The following is a 17,006-nucleotide window of genomic DNA, read 5'->3' on the forward strand; positions in this document are numbered from 1 at the left end:
AAAAATTAAGTGCACAAAACTATTAACCTGGAAATCTATTTGAAAATGGGGATGAAATATAGAGAAACTGTTACTTTTCAAATTTCAAATGCACAGAATCTATTAGTTTGTAATAACCAATCTCTTGATAAATTTTATTTGAGGTTGGGTTTAGCATATCTGTGTAGAGCACGCAAAATTGGAATTCCTTTAAGAGTTCCTTACTTCCTGCTGCTACCATCGTTCGAGCATATCCTTTTTTCCGTTCCTCTTTTGGTGTGAATACGAGTGAAACAGTCACACCATTTGCTGTTGGTCTTGCTTTTTTCATCATGGATACTATTCGCCCTTCGTTCTCCCAAAGGAAAACTTCATTTGCATCTACTATAGTTTTCACTCTATTCTTTATTTCCATTGGTGCAGTTTTTGGCAGACCTGTATCCTCTTCAAATTGGCTGTACCATTTTTCAATGAGGAGTGTATCTTCTTCCGTTGCATAACGCCATGAACCTGGGCTCATGTTTAGTGACTCATCTACTTGATCTAGACGGTAAAGGCCTTGATCCATCGAAATAGAAAAGCTTTGCCCCGTTTTCTCCTGCCACTTTTCTGCAAAGGAATATGCCCATTCTTTTACACTAATGATAGATTCGATGTTAATAGATTGCTTGATTAACTCGGAAATAGACAAATCGATACATGCCTCCATTTTATCTTCATTTACAAAGATAATATTGAATGGATGCGGTGGAGTCATTTGGAATAGAGCTAGTAACTCACCGTCTTGTTCAATTGTAGCCATGAAAGGATTTTCATATTTCCCGTCTTTGATTCCTTGAAGTACTCCTAAAAACAAACTAAATTTATCTTCGTTTTTCTCTAAAAAAGGTGTTGCTATTAGCGCAAAATCATTTGCATTTTCATAACGTTGAAAATTCATATTATTGCCCTCCTCTTTATCTTTGTATGTTACTATAACGTAAAACATAGTTGGAGGGGAGTCTTTTTATGAAAATTGTTTCTATTCGTAATATTCATGTTGGAGAAGGTATTCCTAAGATTATCGTTCCACTTATGGGAAAAAATACTGACCAGCTTCTTTTGGAAATTAAAACAATAAAGAAGGCAAGCCCCGATATCGTTGAGTGGCGAGTAGATGTACTGGATGAAGTTGAAAATATAAACGTCGTAAAGCAGACACTCTCTATCATTCGAGAAACATTATTCCCTACCCCTCTTTTGTTCACGTTTAGAACTCATCGAGAAGGCGGAAATAAAGTAATCGATGACACTTATTATAAAAAACTTCTTAAAGAGGTTATACAAACAAAGGAAATCGATTTAGTAGATGTGGAGCTATTTTCTCCTAATGTGACCGATATTGTAGATACTGCAAAAGCTAATGATGTGTTTGTTATTATGTCAAATCATGATTTTGAAAACACACCTGTGAAAGAAGAAATTATTTGGAGACTAAGAAGGATGCAGGAACTTGGAGCGCATATTCCTAAAATTGCGGTAATGCCTAAAATTCCAACTGATGTACTTACCCTACTAGATGCTACATACACGATGAAGTCACTCTATGCAGACCGACCTATTATTACGATGTCGATGGCTTCTACTGGTGTTATTAGTCGAATAGCTGGCGAATTTTTTGGCTCTGCTGCAACCTTTGGCTCCGGAATCGAAGCATCTGCTCCAGGACAAATACCTGTAGAAGAGTTAAGAAAGATATTAGAGACTTTACATACAAACTAAAAAACTAAGCTGATAATAAACAGACATTCAATAAAAAAGTCTCCCAAACAAGGGCAGTGACTACCCTTTTTGAGACAGGAATAAAACACCATATTATGCAGCCAATTGACGGTATTGAACCGGCGATTGGCTGTTTAGTTTCGTTTGAATACGGATATTGTTATAATAAGTAATGTATTCTTCGACGATTCGTATCACACGTGCATTCGTTGTACGATAGATTTCGTCGAGATAGAACGTTTCAGACTTTAGCGTGGAATGAAACGTTTCGATTGGGGAATTATCAGCTGGCGTGCCTTTGCGGGACATGCTCATGGTAATTCCCTTTTCTTTGACTGCTTTTTGATAAGCATAGGATGTATAAACAGAACCTTGGTCACTATGCAGGATACAACCTTCTGGCAGATTAGGCAATTGATAGAGCGTGTCCAATACGAAATCGGTGTCTTGTTTGAAACCGATAGTTTGTGCCACAATTTCTCCATTGTAAACATCGAGAATACTAGAAAGATACATCATTGTTTGGCCGAAAGGCAAGTATGTAATATCTGTGACCAGTTTCTCTAAGGGCTTGGTTGCTGTAAAATCACGTGCCAATATGTTTGGTGCAACGTATGCTGGTTGCCCGGTACGCTTTCGTCTCTTCACCTTTACCTTACATTGCCAACCATATTGTTGCATGACACGCTGCACAGTCTTCTTACAAACTCCTGGATACAGAGCGGCAATCTTTCGATAACCATATCGGAATTTATGCTCTTTGCACAAGTCGCCAATCTGCTGATCTCGAATCTCCTTTTGTGTGGATTGATCCGCATTCTTTCTCCAACGATAGTATGATGAACGACCTACGCCTAGATGACGACAGATCTCGCCAATTGGCATAACATCCTTTAATTCTTCGACTAATTGGATTACTACTTTTGGCGCCACTTCCTTTCCAATTCTTCGTACTTTTTTAAAACGTCAATCTGCTGTTTCAGATACCGATTCTCTGCCTGTAGCTTGGCTGTCTCGCTTTCATATTCCGGGCCTTTGCCGAAGGCATATTGTTTACCAACTGGTTGTTTAAGACGATGCATTTCCCCATTTCGATACCAACGCATCCATGTTTTCAGTTGTGTATAGTTTCGAATATTCAATTCTTCCATTACTTCTTTTACTGGTACCTTAGCCAACCGCATTTCAATTGCCTTCATTTTCACTTCTACTGGATAACTAACTCTTGTCCCCATAGAAAAAACACCTCCGCATTGATGATTTAGGTATTGTATACCCGTTTTTCAACGAAAGGTGTTTTTATTTGTCTCATTTTTTTAGGTCAGTGCGCAAGTGTGTTTGAGAGGCTTTTTTGATTGTGATTGTCCAACTTTTCCGGTTGATTGTCCAACTTTATTGCTTGATTGTCCAACTCTTCCGATATATTGTCCTTTGGACAGTCTCTCCTGTTATAATTGCTGCGCTAGTCGGATCATATCCACACAAGCAATTCCGTTTTCTATTATTTCTTCTTCATAATGAATGGTGAAGAAGTCTTTGTCCACACCAGTAATTCTAAATCCGCATTTTTGATAGAGGGCAAGCTGACCAATGCTTGAATTGCCTGTCCCTACTTCCATTATTAAATATCCTTGTTGCTTCGCTTTTTGAACCGCATCCAATACAAGTTTCTTCCCAATTCCTTTTCCGTGATATTGCTCCGCAACAGCTATATTCACGAGTTCTACTGTGTCAGGTCTAGTAGGTAGTAAGACGTAAACACCGATTGTTTCTCCATTTAGTTCGGCAACGTAGCATTCACCGAACTTTAAATACTGCTTTACGAGTGTTTCGGAAGGATCTGCTAGTAATAGTAAATCCATTGGATATGCTTCATTTATTATCTTCGTTATCAATTTATACTTCACCATTTTCTAATGTTAGTAGTTTTTCTTTCATTTCTAATCCACCACGGTAGCCTGTTAACGCACCGCTTTTTGCTACAACTCTATGACATGGAATCGTAATTAATACAGGATTTGCACCTATTGCTGTTCCAACAGCACGAATAGCTGTAGGGTTATTAATAAGTTCAGCGATTTGTGAGTATGATTTCTTTTCTCCATAAGAAATTTTCATTAGTGCATCCCAAATAGTTAGTTGAAAAGCAGTACCTTTTAAATCTACCGGCATCGTGAAATCTCTTCGTAGACCATCTAGATATTCTTTCAATTCATTCATATACGGAGTTAAAGTTTCTTCATCTTCTGCTAATTCATATTTCGGAAAACGCTTTGTCAACCATACTTCCATTTCTTCGTAAGGTTTATCAGGCGATCCTATATAACATATTCCTTTTTCTGTTGCAGCGATATACAATCTCCATTCGTTATGAATGAAAAGTGTCCAGTATACTTTATTCATCTGTTGGAACCTCCTTTTTTTTATATTGAATTGGTGTTTTACCTGTTAGCTTTTTAAAAAGTGTAATGAAATATGGGATATTGTGCATTCCAATCGTCGAACCTATATCCGCAAGTGATTTGTTTGAAGTTATCAGTAATTCTTTCGCTTTTTCAATTCTTATTTGTTGCATATATTCTACGGGAGATAAGCCCAATATTTTTTTAAAGGTTCTCTGTAAATGGTACGGACTTCCATGACATATATCAGCAAGATTATCTAGCGTTAAAGGTTGATCATAATGAAGATCTATATACTCTTTGATCTGGGTGACCCATTCTACATCAGGTAATCGTAATCCGCTTGGTTTACATCGTTTACACGGTCTAAATCCTTCATCTACTGCGTTTTTTGCTTCTAGATAAATTCGGACGTTTTCTTTCTTCGGCGGCCGTGATTTGCAAGAAGGTCTACAAAATATTCCTGTTGATTTGACAGCATAATAAAACACTTCATCGTAAGCTGGATTATTTTGAACGATTGCCTCCCACTGCTCATCAGATATTTTCTCATTTTTCATGGATTCACCTCCATCTTTAGTATACTTTTATTTAACAAAAAATAGCTGATTTCTGGACGTAATAGCAAGATAACGAAATTTTTTATGTTTATAATGTAGTAATGAAGGGGTGTAGCAGTATGTTATGGGAAGAAAAAGATGAGCTAATCATATTAAATGTACCAACAGAATTTAGTTTTACACAGAACCTCCGTTACTTGATGAGATCAACGAATGAATGTATGTTTCATATTTACGATAACAAAGTAAGAAAAGCAATTCCTATCGATGAATATACAGCTCTTGTTGAAATTAGGGAACTAGATGATTACTCACTCATCATTGAATTTTTAGGGGATACAAGGCCAAAAAGTAAAGCAACACGCGAACGAGTAGTAGCATACATTATTGAATGGTTTGATTTGAAAACAGAACTAAAAGTCTTCTATGAAGTTGCAAAAAATGATGCGTTGCTTAAACAAGCGACTATAGAATTTATGGGATTAAGAATTATGGGAATTCCGGATTTGTTTGAAGCAATGGTTTGGGGAATACTTGGCCAACAAATCAATTTAGCATATGCTTATACTTTGAAAAGACGTTTAGTTGAAAAGTTTGGGCGATCAGTTAAGTTTGAGGGTCAACAATATTGGGTGTTCCCAACTCCAAGTGATATTGCAAAGCTAGCACTAGAAGATTTAGTAGACTTGAAAATGACTGTGAAAAAATGTGAGTACTTAATAGAAGTTGCGAGTCTTATAGATATGGGCTTACTCAACAAAAAAATGCTATTAGATACAAATGATTTAAAAGAAGCGGAAAAAGTGTTAACAAAAATTCGTGGTATTGGACCTTGGACGGCAAATTATGTTTTAATGCGCTGTTTAAGATTTCCTTCCGCATTTCCAATAGATGATGTAGGACTACATAATGCCATCAAGCATGTAACAGGTTCCGAGCAAAAGCCTTTAAGAGATGAAATACAAAAGCTATCTATACCTTGGAAAGGCTGGGAAGCATACGCGACGTTCTATTTATGGAGACTTTTATATTAAGAATAGCGAAAGCACCATTTAAATATGTCCATCTCAGCTGTTTTCCGAAGCTTACTGCGGGCGAAGAATTTAGTCTCCTCGTCGCGCTTACGCTCTCCTGCTGGGCGCTTTCCCGCAGGAGCTAGATCGATTTGGAGTAAAAAGTTTATACTAAAATCCCTTCCTCTCTTTAAAGAGAAGGAAGGGATTTCTTTTATTGTTGTATCAATAATTCTAAAATATCTTCGGAAACATATATATTATTGTTTTTTAATATCGGCTTTTCTGCAAATTGTCTTAGACTTCGGTTGTAGCTATAAGTTTTTTCACCAAGTGTAATCGTCAATGAGCTATTTCCTAGTGTTAGTATATTGCTACCTTTTTTCGGATGAGATTTTACATCGTAGCCCAGATATTCAGCCACTTTTTTAAGTGGAATCATCTTAGTTCCATTTTGCATATAATGATCTTTTTCAATAATATTTTGAACTTCTTTTATTTCTGGTGAAAGGTAGTTAATCGCTACAATTTTATTTGGTGGAGTTTGTGCTGGAATACTCATAGTTGTTATTGTATAAAATACAACTAGCTCTTTTCCATGTAAGTCTTCTTTTTCTATTTTCTCGCCTTTTTCATTTACTAAAACTGTTTCTTTTCCAATGTTTAGCTTTAGTTCTTTATCTAGACTTAGAAATTCATCGTCAAATTTAGCTACTTTAACAGACCCTAACTTTTTCTCGTCATGCAAAATTACTAGCTCCGGAGAGATTTGTGCAGGGTAGATCAAAATCATTGGCTTGTTTTTATCATAGTACGCGTCGATTCGTTGCCCTTTTTTAATTGATTCTTTTTGAGTAGCTTTTGCTGTCCCGCTGTTATATGCAAGCGTGTCTTTATTGATTGTAAATATTGTAGTTTGTGGCTCTTTTTCCTCTGTAACTACTGTTAACGTTACTTTTCCATCTTTTTTAGAAACATCTTTGATAATTCCCGAAGATTTCATGTAATTTGATGTGTCTTCTTGTGACATGGAATCGACTGCTACGATTTTACTTGGAGTCGTTTGAGAAGGGATACTTCTTGTCGTAAACGTGTAGAAAACAACTAATTCTTTTCCATTTAAATCTTGTTGCTTAACTTTTTCTCCCTTTTCATTCACTATAATAGTTTCCTTCGAGATGTTGAGCTTTAACTTATTGTCTAAACTAACAAAGTTGTTATCAAACTGACTTACTTTAACATATGCAGGCTTCTTTTCATCATGCACAATAACTAACTCTGGAGAAATTTGTGCAGGATAAATCATAATCATTGGTTTGTTTTTATCGTAGTACGCATCTATGCGTTGCCCTTTTTTAAAGGAATCTTTTTGAATTGTATTTGTTGATCCACTGTTCCATAAAAGTGTTTCATCATTGATAGTGAAGATAGTTGTAATTGGTTCTTTTCCTTCTGATGCTACTGTTAAAGTAACGTTATCATTTTTAACAACGACATCTTTGACAATTCCAGAAGACTTCACGTAATTAGTTGTGTCTTTTTCTTCCATTTTTACTTCTTTTCCATTTTGCGCACTTGCATATGACTGATTGAATATAAATCCTGCCATTAGTAATGCTACTGCAAATATACTTAGTTTTTTCATCGTATCGCTCCTTTTTCTTCCTTTTCATAGAATTTGACGCCCAACTTAACAAAACGTTACAAAAAAAATTGAAACATTATCCAAATTCGAACGTATTACTGTAAGGAAATATAAAAAAATTTAAGAATGGAGTCTACATATGACGTTATCTATTAATCAAGTAACAAAAAGATATCAAGACTTTGTAGCCGTTGATAATTTGTCCTTTACGATTGAAAAGGGTGAAATATTTGGATTAATCGGGCAGAACGGCGCTGGTAAAACAACTACGTTTCGCATGATTTTAGACCTTCAAGAAACGACAGAAGGTACTATTATGTGGAATGAAAAACATATTAATTCGATTAATCGAGATATTTTAGGTTATCTACCTGAAGAACGTGGTATTTTCCCAGCGATGACAGTGGAAAGTCAACTTTATTTCTTTGGAGAATTAAGAGGAAAACTACGCAAGGATCTACATAAAGAAGTAGATTATTGGATTGAGCGTTTTGAATTAGAAGATAAACGAAAAGCAAAGGCGGAAACATTGTCTAAAGGGAACCAGCAAAAGGTTCAGCTTATCGCAAGTTTTATTCATCAACCGGAGTTTCTCATTTTAGATGAACCTTTTAGTGGTCTTGATCCAGTGAATAAGGATTTATTGAAAAATGCTATTCTTGAGCTGAAAGAAAAAGGAACGACAATTTTATTTTCTAGTCATCAAATGGATAATGTAGAAGAGCTATGTGATCATCTATGCTTGTTGAAACGTGGGGTCTCTTTATTTACTGGTAGTTTATTAGATTTGAAAAAACAATATGGGAAAACAAAATTGACGATTCGAACTGATATTTCAAAAGAAAAACTCGAAAAGTTGGACGGTGTTAAGGATATTCAAGTTGGAAAAGACCAATACACACTGACTTTAGAAGATGAAACGTATGCACAGTCTATTTTTGACTTTGTCTCCGACGGAAAATACATTGAGAAGTTCAGTTTAGACTATTTGACGTTAGATGAAATTTTCAAAGATAAGGTAGGTGGTACAAATGTCTAAGTTTTGGCTTCTCGTAAAGCAATTATATACTCAAAAAGTAAAAGCGAAATCATTTATATTTTCTATTCTTCTTTACGTTGTTGTCATTAGTGCTGTAATGTTTTGGTCAGATATTAAGGAAGCATTGTTTAAAGATGAGCCATTACAGGTTGCTTTAGTGAATGAAACAGATGCAGATATCGAGTCCTTGTTTAAATCAGACAATGATGTAGAGTTTACATTCCCTACTGAAGAAATTGCCGCAATAGAAAAACAGGTTGTCGACGGTGATTACGATGCTGCCATTTTTATAAAAGATCAAGAAAAATCGTTAGCTGCTGAGATTGCTACGTATGAGCCTCTAACGTTTAACGATCAACTTAGCTTATCTTCTCAATTACAGTACGCAGGTAAGCTTTATGAAGTACAACAGCTCAATTTATCAGCTGAACAAGCAGAAAAAATTCTTCAGTCTGAAACGGTTATTTCGATGAAAAATTTAAATGAACAGTCATCTACTGGTAAAAGTGAAGATGAAAAAGCTGCAGGAATCGGTGCTTCTTTCTTAGTCGGATTTTTAATCTATTCATTTGTAATGACGTTTTTATCGATGATTACTACGGATGTTGCATCTGAAAAAGGATCACGCGTTTTAGAAGTTCTACTTGCTAGTGTGAAGCCATCTACTCACTTCCTGGCAAAGTTGACAGGAACATTCTTACTCGCTTTAACTCAAATTGGTACACTATTGCTTGTCCAAGGTCTATTATTTATGTTTATCGACAACGGTTCTAAATGGGACGTTGTTTTAGATACTATCAATGAATTATCAGTCGGATTTATTGGATACGCAGTGGTATTTTTATTGTTAACGATTGTGCTTTACTTAATCATTGGTGCATTACTTGGCTCACTTGTATCTAAAGTAGAAGAATCCAGCCAAGCAATGATGCCTGCTATGATGCTTGGCATTATTGGATTTTACGTTTTACTATCTGGAATGTACAGCCCAGACACATTGCTTATCAAAATATTCTCGTTCATTCCATTTACATCAGGAATGGTTATGCCACTCCGAATTGGAGCAACCGACATTTCTTCGTTTGCCCCAATGCTATCATTGCTTATATTAATCGGCACTGTAGTACTGTTGTTCTTAATCAGTCTGTCGTTCTACAAACGAAGCGTCCTAACATACAGCTCAGGTGGCATCATCCAAAAAATCAAAACCGTTCTAAAAGTAACAACTTAATTGGTGCCTGGCACCAAAACATTCATGTTTATTTAAACAAACGTGAAAGTTCAAACTTTCACGTTTGTTTTATTTTTCGCGTTTGTTTTGGTGCCTGGCACCAGTAATATTTTTGTAATGATGCTTAGCACTTAGGAACTATTTTGGGTGGTTTTTGCATAGAATAGTGGATGAAAGAAGGGATGCGAATAGATGTGTGGAATTACTGGATGGGTTCATTTTAAAAAGGATTTACGTAACGAGTTACCAGCCGTAAAAAAAATGACGGAAACTTTAAAAAAACGTGGCCCGGACGATAATAATATTTGGTCAGCAGCCCATACGTTACTTGGTCATAGACGATTAACTGTAGTAGACCCAATTGGTGGGAAGCAACCAATGGTGAAAAATTATCAATCAAACCAATATACACTTTCATATAACGGTGAGCTGTATAATACAGAAGAACTTCGGAAGGAACTGCTGAAACTTGGACATACTTTCTCTGGTCATTCTGATACAGAAGTTTTATTAACCTCTTATATCGAATGGAAAGAAAAATGTATAGATTATTTTAACGGTATTTTTGCATTTGCTATTTGGGATGAGCATGAACAAAAACTATTTGTTGCACGGGATCGCCTTGGAGTTAAACCACTTTTTTACACTGAGCGAAATGAAGGATTTCTTTTTGCATCAGAATTAAAAGCACTCTTAGCTCATCCTGATGTGCCACCTAAAATTAATCGAGAAGGCTTAGCAGAAATAATCGGTTTAGGCCCATCTCGAACTCCTGGATCTGGAGTCTATCAAGAAGTAAAAGAATTACGTCCTGCTCATGCACTAACCTTTTCACGAAATGGCCTTCGGATTTGGCGTTATTGGAATGTAGAAAGTGCTCAACATACAGATTCTTTAGATGAAACTGCTGAAAGAGTACGTTATCTACTAACGGATGCTGTAGAAAGACAACTGGTTTCAGACGTTCCCTTGTGTACATTCCTTTCAGGTGGCATTGATTCTAGTGCAATCACTGCGATTGCTTCCAAAGCCTATACTCGTGACTCTAAAGGCCCCCTCCACACTTACTCTATTGACTATGAAAATAATGAAAAGCACTTCCAAGGCAATTTTTTTCAGCCTAGTAATGACCGGCCATGGATTCAAAAGGTCTCGAACGAACTGAACAGTATTCATCATTATTCCATAATTAGTCAGAGCCAACTAGTTGATTATTTAACAGAAGCTGTTCACGTTCGAGATCTCCCCGGGATGGCGGATATTGACTCTTCCCTTCTTTGGTTCTGCAAAGAAATAAAACAAAATTTCACTGTCGGTTTATCTGGAGAATGCGCTGATGAAATATTTGGTGGCTATCCTTGGTTTCATCAAGTAGCTAATTCCGAAAATGGGTTCCCATGGATACGTTCAAAAGACGAGAGAAATTCACTACTTAATGATAGCTGGCAGAAAAAACTACACATAGATGATTACGTTATAAATGCATATGAAACAACCGTTGCAGAGACGCCCCACTTAGATGGAGAAACTGCGTTGGATGCTAAACGTCGAGAACTATTTTATTTGAATATGACCTGGTTTATGACAACGTTATTGGATCGAAAAGACCGGATGAGTATGGGAGCAAGCTTAGAAGTTCGAGTTCCTTTTGCAGATCATCGCCTAGTGGAATACGCATGGAATATTCCATGGGATTATAAAATGGTAGGCAACCAAGAAAAAGGTATTTTACGAAAAGCACTCAAAGACCTGCTTCCTATTGATGTGCTCTATCGAAAAAAGAGTCCATATCCAAAAACACATAATCCTGTTTATTCGGAGCAAGTTCAAACCATGTTAAAAGAACAGTTACACGATAAAAATTCAATACTTCACGAGCTTTTCCAAGCTAAACGACTCTCTGATTTGATTGAATCGAATGGCGATGCTTTTAAAGTTCCTTGGTTTGGCCAATTAATGTCAGGACCGCAACTACTAGCATATTTAGCACAGATGCATATTTGGTTTAAAGATTACAATGTGCAGCTTGTAGATTAACACCAAAAAGAACCTGTCCGAATTTACGGTGCAGGTTCCTTTTTTATTCATTTCCTATTTTACGAAAATATGATTCTATAAATGGAACAACATAATCAATAATAGCTTCATTTGGATTCAACTTGGCATGGTGCAATCCGAACGGAGAGTCTACCCCTGCCCAAAACAACATTCCCGGTATTTCTTGTAGAAAATATCCGAAATCTTCGCCAGTCATAGCAGCATCACATAATATGGCGTTAGTATTCACATCTTGTTCAGCAAATGATAAGAATTCATTTGTGAGTGCAGAATCATTTTTAACTTGATAGTATGAAGAGCCGTAATTAATTTGAACTTCACAATCAAATGCTATTTTAGTTGCCTTACAAAAAGACTCAATCTTTTCTTTTATGGTAGACATCATTTCTGCATTCATCGTTCGAATAGTTCCTTCTAACCGAGCTTGTCCAGAAATAATATTTTGAACAGTACCAGATGTCATTTTTCCAATAGTAACAACTGCCGATTCCATCGGATTTACCGACCTACTAACAATTGTTTGTAATTGCAATAAAAGAGTAGCTGCTGCAACAGACATATCTCTTGCTTGATGCGGAAAAGCGGCATGACCTTCCTTCCCAACTAAGTCTATAAACAGCTCGGATGTATTAGCAAATAACAAACCTGGTCGGGTAGCTATAGTTCCTACTGGATATTCTGGTGCAATATGAAATGCGTATATTTGATTTGGAATAAGATCTGGTCGCTCTTTTTTCATCCATTCTCTCATCGGTAAAGCACCACCTGGACTTTCCTCAGCTGGTTGAAAAATAATAACGACATCATCATTAATCGGATTTTCTACTAGACATTTTAATAAACCTAATGCCACTGTCATATGAATATCATGTCCACAAGCATGCATTTTCCCACCGTGAACAGACTGACAAGCGAGACCTGTTGACTCTGCTATAGGTAATCCATCTATATCTGTTCTCCAGCCAATAGTTTGTTTAGGTTGTGTACCTTGTACCTTCACAATAATACCCGTTCTCCAAGTAGTAATAGATAGTCTATCTTGAGGAAGTGCATCAATTTGCTCCAACAAATAAGCATTCGTTTTCACTTCTTCAAAACCTAACTCCGGTATACGATGCAGATCTCTCCGAATTTCTAATAGGGATTTCATATAGCACCTTCTTATAATTGACGTAGTTCTTGCATAATTTCCGTTTTAGATCTAGTCTGATCATCAATTTCTTTAATAATTTTTGCCGGTGTTCCAGCAACTACTGTATATGGGGGAACATCCTTCGTTACTACTGCTCCAGCAGCAACAACAGCTCCTTTACCTACTTTACATCCTTCTAAAACAACTGCGTTCGCACCAATCAGTACATCATCTTCAATAATAACTGGCATTGCAGACGGTGGTTCAATAACACCTGCTAGGACAGCTCCAGCTCCGATATGACAGTTCTTACCTACCGTAGCACGACCTCCAAGAATCGCCCCCATGTCAATCATCGAACCTTCACCAATAACAGCACCTATATTAATGACAGCACCTAACATAATAATACTATTATCGCCAATACTCACTTGATCCCGAATAACAGCTCCTGGTTCGATACGTGCATTAATTCCCTTCGTATCTAATAGTGGAATCGCTGAATTTCGACTTTCATTCTCTACTACTATATCCTCGATTACATCCTTGTTTTCATTTAGGACTGGTTCAATTTCAGACCATTCTCCGAATAAAACAAGTGAATTTCCTTCTCCAAATACTTTTGTATTTTCTCCAAAATAAAGGCTCTCAATTCCTTTTCCTTTTATGTACACCTTTACTTGTGTTGTTTTTTTTGCATGTTGAATATAAGAAATAATTTCATACGCGTCTAATTGTTTCACAATCCATACCCCCTAAAAAATATGTGCTAATTGTACAGTAATTTTTATAAAAAATCACGAATTTATATACATTTTTTGATATTTAATTGAAAAAAAAGTTATTTCAGGCTGAGGATAAGAATTATATTTATAATACCCATATCTGAAATACAAATACTTTAAAGTATTAACTGCTTATACAAACTCTACTGTTTCCCATTCCAAGCTACAATTTTATCTTTTGCAAATATCGACAACATTTGTCGAATTATCAGAAAATACAGAAAAAAGGTTGTAAATTAAGTTAGGAAAAGTATAATAATGTTAATCTTCTATTTGATATGACATTAACTCCAATGTTTTACATTTCATTTGATAATGAAAGCGCTATCACATCAATTAGGAGGTAAGAAAATAACAGTTTTTGGGGGGAGAAAGTTGAGGAAAAATCTGTTCAGGTTTACGACTGTACTTCTTAGTATACTGTTTTTATTGACCGCATGTAGTGGAGACAAGACCAATATTGCGATAGGACCTCCTGCGAGCGAGACAAATTCGGTTTCCAAAATTATCTTGGGGGCATATGGGCTTGAGGACGGCGACTATAACGAATATCAAGAAGGTTTTGGGGACGCTGCTGATGGTGTACAGGATGGTAACATCGACATTTCAATTGGAATTTTAGGACTTCCTGCTGCAAGTATTGAAAGTTTGCAAGCATCTGTTGGTGACGTTGTAATGATTAGTCTCTCTGACGATGCAATTGCAAAGATTGAAGAAAGCAGTGGGTATAGAAGGCACACAATTCCTAAGGACACATACGATTTTCTAGAGTCGGATATTGAAACGGTTACGGCATATGCCATCCTTATGGGTAATACCGATACAATCGATGAAGAACTAGGTTATGAGCTGGCAAAAATAATGATTGAAAAGGCTAATGAAAACACCCATGCTCAAGCTAAACAAATGATTTTAGAAAATGCTTTGCGAGGTGCGGAAGGTCTTCCAATCCATCCGGGAGCTAAACGTTATTATGAGGAACAAGGTTTGACAGTGAATAATCTTGTTGCTGAGATAACCGCAAAGGATAGTAGCCGGAAGAGTGAATTTATTCTTGGTACGGGCAGTCAGGGTGGTACTTACTATCCACTCGGGGGTGAAATGGCAAGCATTTGGAACAAATATTTAGATGGCGTTAACGTTACGAACACGGAAACTGGAGCATCTGTGGAAAACTTATCAAGCATTCGTGACGGTCATATGGATTTAGGAATGACAGTACATGTCCCAGCATTACAAGCAGTAAATGGAGAGGCTTCCTTTGAAGGAAATGAAGTTCCAAATGCGGCATTTATTGGACATATTTATCCTGAAGTTATTCAAATTGTTACTCGTGAAAAAAGTGGTATTAAAAGCTTAGATGATTTGAAATAAAACTTCAAAGAACAAAAAACTCTATATTGAATGAGAGGTGGGCAAATGCGTGATCAGCAAACAGTTGATGCACAAGAGATTTTAGAAAAATACGATAAAGAAAACCAATTTCGTACTAATATTGGTAAATGGGCATGGGTTGTAACATTATTAGGGGTTTCTCTCACTGTATTTCATTTATATACCGCGTATTTCGGTACGCTTCCTACTCAAAAGCAAGGTGCCGTTCATTTAGGAACTGCACTTGGGGTTATCTTTCTTTTGTATCCTTTTAAAAAAGGTATGCAAAAAGTACAGAAAACAGTGCCATGGTATGATATTTTACTTGCCTTTACTGCAATGTATGTAACATATCATAAAATCATTTTCTTTGATTCAATTCTGCAAAGTCGAATTTCTGGTTATGCTATTCCTGATGTCATCATTTCAGTTCTAGGTATACTTCTCGTGCTTGAAGCTACTAGGAGAACTGTTGGCTTACCAATTGTTATCGTGGCGGTAGTAGCAATGCTTTATGCAATTTTCGGAAATTTTGTACCTACACAAATCCTTTCACATCCTGGCTTTTCAGTTGATAGAACAGCGACAACTCTTTGGTATAAAGAGAGTGGCGTGTTCGGAACTCCGGTTCAAATCTCAGCGAAATTTATTTTCCTATTTCTATTTTTTGGGGTAATGCTCGTACAAACAAATATTGGAAAGTTCTTCAATGACCTCGCATTTGCATTAACTGGTCGCTATACAGGTGGAACAGCAAAAACGGCAGTAGTAGCAAGTGCTTTACAAGGAACTGTCTCTGGTAGCTCTGTTGGTAATACAGTTGCAACTGGATCCTTTACGATTCCGATGATGAAGAAAGCTGGGTTCAAACCTGAATTTGCAGGGGCAACAGAAGCAGCCGCATCAACCGGAGGGCAAATTATGCCACCTATGATGGGGGCCGCTGCTTTTATCATGATGGAGTATTTGGGAGTTTCATATGGGGTAATTATGTTAGCGGCTGTTATTCCAGCCATCCTCTATTTCACAGGTATTTTCATAGGAACGCATTTTGAGGCAAAAAGGTTAAAAATATTTGGTTTACCTAAATCTCAATTACCATCCTTTAGAAAACTTTTAAAGAGAAATTGGTTTATGCTTCTTCCATTATTCGTTATCATTTCAACGATAATGTATGGTTTTACCCCGCAGCGTGCGGCCCTTTTTGGGATCATCTCTGCATTTTTAGTTAGCCTTATCCGAAAAGAAACAAGAATGTCGTTAAAAAAGACGGTAAACGTTCTAGAGCAAGGTACGAGAGTAGCACTCCCAGTCATAGCTGCTGTAGCTACTGCTGGGGTCATTGCAGGCGTCGTAAGTATGACGGGACTTGGTTCAAAATTTGCTGCAGGAGTTATTGCATTATCAAACGGTTATCTAATTCTTGCGCTCATTTTCACTATGATTGCATGCCTTGTTTTAGGAATGGGATTACCTACAACGGCAAACTATGTCGTGACAGCAACCATTGCTGCTCCAGTACTTATCAATGAATTCGGAGTAGCTCCAATAGCTGCCCATATGTTCGTCTTCTATTTCGGAATCGCTGCTGATATTACTCCGCCAGTATGCTTAGCTGCATATGCTGGTGCTGGAATTGCAGGAGCCAATCCATTTAAAACTGGAATGAATGCAGTAAAGTTAGCTATTGCAGCATTTATAGTTCCTTATATTTTTATATACAACCCAATTTTAGTCATGGTAGATGTTGAACCATTTATGTTAGTGTTCTCAGTAGTTGCTGCTCTAATCGGTATGATTGCTGTTAGCAGCTCCATGATTGGATACTTTATACGAAATTCGAGAATTTGGGAAAGGTTTGTCTTATTTGGAGCAGGTATTATGCTCATTGTACCTGAAATCGTAAGCACCTTGATCGGAGCTGTTCTGATTGTAGCAATTTGGTTTATCCAAAAACAACGTACAGAAGATGAAGATGAATATGAATTGGAAAGTTCATCTACAAGCCAAGTTTTATCTTAAATCAT

At 36.7% G+C, this 17,006-nt stretch carries 15 protein-coding genes; 7 read left to right on the forward strand and 8 right to left on the reverse strand.

The window, feature by feature from the left end:
- Window positions 1–70 precede the first annotated feature (70 nt).
- Window positions 71–919 carry a GNAT family N-acetyltransferase gene (locus tag FG384_RS01175; RefSeq protein WP_142640723.1) on the reverse strand — a complete coding sequence of 283 codons (849 nt, stop codon included), beginning with the start codon at window positions 917–919 and terminating at the stop codon, window positions 71–73.
- A gap of 68 nt (window positions 920–987) precedes the next feature.
- Between FG384_RS01175 and aroD the strand changes: the two genes are divergently transcribed.
- Window positions 988–1,740 carry a type I 3-dehydroquinate dehydratase gene (aroD, locus tag FG384_RS01180; RefSeq protein WP_142640724.1) on the forward strand — a complete coding sequence of 251 codons (753 nt, stop codon included), beginning with the start codon at window positions 988–990 and terminating at the stop codon, window positions 1,738–1,740.
- Window positions 1,741–1,833: 93 nt separating this feature from the next.
- Here aroD and FG384_RS01185 read toward each other — a convergent pair.
- The 4 genes from FG384_RS01185 to FG384_RS01200 form a co-directional block, all read right to left on the reverse strand.
- Window positions 1,834–2,975 (reverse strand): IS3 family transposase gene (locus FG384_RS01185; RefSeq protein WP_420849933.1). Its coding sequence is split into 2 segments (ribosomal slippage): window positions 1,834–2,687 and window positions 2,687–2,975, totalling 1,143 coding nucleotides; the frame shifts between segments, so codons are not numbered across the junction.
- 213 nt (window positions 2,976–3,188) lie between these two features.
- A complete protein-coding gene (locus FG384_RS01190) occupies window positions 3,189–3,650 on the reverse strand; it encodes a GNAT family N-acetyltransferase (RefSeq protein WP_142640725.1) in 462 nt (153 codons plus the stop codon).
- Entirely contained in the window at window positions 3,637–4,143 is a 507-nt protein-coding gene (locus FG384_RS01195) for a methylated-DNA--[protein]-cysteine S-methyltransferase (RefSeq protein ID WP_142640726.1), read from the reverse strand. Before FG384_RS01195 ends, FG384_RS01190 begins: the two co-directional genes overlap by 14 nt.
- A complete protein-coding gene (locus FG384_RS01200) occupies window positions 4,136–4,702 on the reverse strand; it encodes a bifunctional transcriptional activator/DNA repair enzyme AdaA (protein ID WP_142640727.1) in 567 nt (188 codons plus the stop codon). The genes FG384_RS01195 and FG384_RS01200 overlap by 8 nt, the downstream gene beginning before the upstream one ends.
- 119 nt (window positions 4,703–4,821) lie before the next feature.
- Between FG384_RS01200 and FG384_RS01205 the strand changes: the two genes are divergently transcribed.
- Window positions 4,822–5,736, forward strand: coding sequence for a DNA-3-methyladenine glycosylase family protein (locus FG384_RS01205; RefSeq protein WP_142640728.1), 915 nt, complete (start codon window positions 4,822–4,824; stop codon window positions 5,734–5,736).
- 193 nt (window positions 5,737–5,929) lie between these two features.
- Here the strand turns inward: FG384_RS01205 and FG384_RS01210 are convergent, their stop codons facing one another.
- Entirely contained in the window at window positions 5,930–7,360 is a 1,431-nt protein-coding gene (locus FG384_RS01210) for a stalk domain-containing protein (RefSeq protein ID WP_142640729.1), read from the reverse strand.
- A 139-nt stretch (window positions 7,361–7,499) separates the two neighbouring features.
- On the opposite strand from FG384_RS01210, the gene FG384_RS01215 reads away from it, so the two are divergent.
- The 3 genes from FG384_RS01215 (at window position 7,500) to asnB (ending at window position 11,667) form a co-directional block, all read left to right on the forward strand.
- On the forward strand, window positions 7,500–8,399 hold the full coding sequence (locus FG384_RS01215) for an ABC transporter ATP-binding protein (protein WP_142640730.1): 900 nt from the start codon (window positions 7,500–7,502) through the stop codon (window positions 8,397–8,399).
- A complete protein-coding gene (locus tag FG384_RS01220) occupies window positions 8,392–9,630 on the forward strand; it encodes an ABC transporter permease (RefSeq protein WP_142640731.1) in 1,239 nt (412 codons plus the stop codon). Before FG384_RS01215 ends, FG384_RS01220 begins: the two co-directional genes overlap by 8 nt.
- A gap of 192 nt (window positions 9,631–9,822) precedes the next feature.
- Window positions 9,823–11,667, forward strand: coding sequence for an asparagine synthase (glutamine-hydrolyzing) (asnB, locus tag FG384_RS01225; RefSeq protein WP_142640732.1), 1,845 nt, complete (start codon window positions 9,823–9,825; stop codon window positions 11,665–11,667).
- 43 nt (window positions 11,668–11,710) lie between these two features.
- Here asnB and FG384_RS01230 read toward each other — a convergent pair whose 3' ends face one another.
- Together FG384_RS01230 and dapD are read right to left on the reverse strand one after the other, a co-directional pair.
- Window positions 11,711–12,838 carry an N-acetyldiaminopimelate deacetylase gene (locus tag FG384_RS01230; protein WP_142640733.1) on the reverse strand — a complete coding sequence of 376 codons (1,128 nt, stop codon included), beginning with the start codon at window positions 12,836–12,838 and terminating at the stop codon, window positions 11,711–11,713.
- Window positions 12,839–12,849: 11 nt separating this feature from the next.
- Window positions 12,850–13,563, reverse strand: a complete 714-nt coding sequence (gene dapD, locus FG384_RS01235; RefSeq protein WP_142640734.1) for a 2,3,4,5-tetrahydropyridine-2,6-dicarboxylate N-acetyltransferase — start codon at window positions 13,561–13,563, stop codon at window positions 12,850–12,852.
- A 417-nt stretch (window positions 13,564–13,980) separates the two neighbouring features.
- Here dapD and FG384_RS01240 point away from each other — a divergent pair, with 417 nt between their 5' ends.
- Window positions 13,981–14,979, forward strand: coding sequence for a TAXI family TRAP transporter solute-binding subunit (locus tag FG384_RS01240; RefSeq protein WP_240793311.1), 999 nt, complete (start codon window positions 13,981–13,983; stop codon window positions 14,977–14,979).
- 45 nt (window positions 14,980–15,024) lie between these two features.
- Window positions 15,025–17,001, forward strand: a complete 1,977-nt coding sequence (locus FG384_RS01245; RefSeq protein ID WP_142640735.1) for a TRAP transporter permease — start codon at window positions 15,025–15,027, stop codon at window positions 16,999–17,001.
- Window positions 17,002–17,006: the final 5 nt, after the last annotated feature.

Source organism: Psychrobacillus vulpis, from assembly GCF_006861825.1.
GTDB classification, from domain to species: Bacteria; Bacillota; Bacilli; order Bacillales_A; family Planococcaceae; genus Psychrobacillus; species Psychrobacillus vulpis.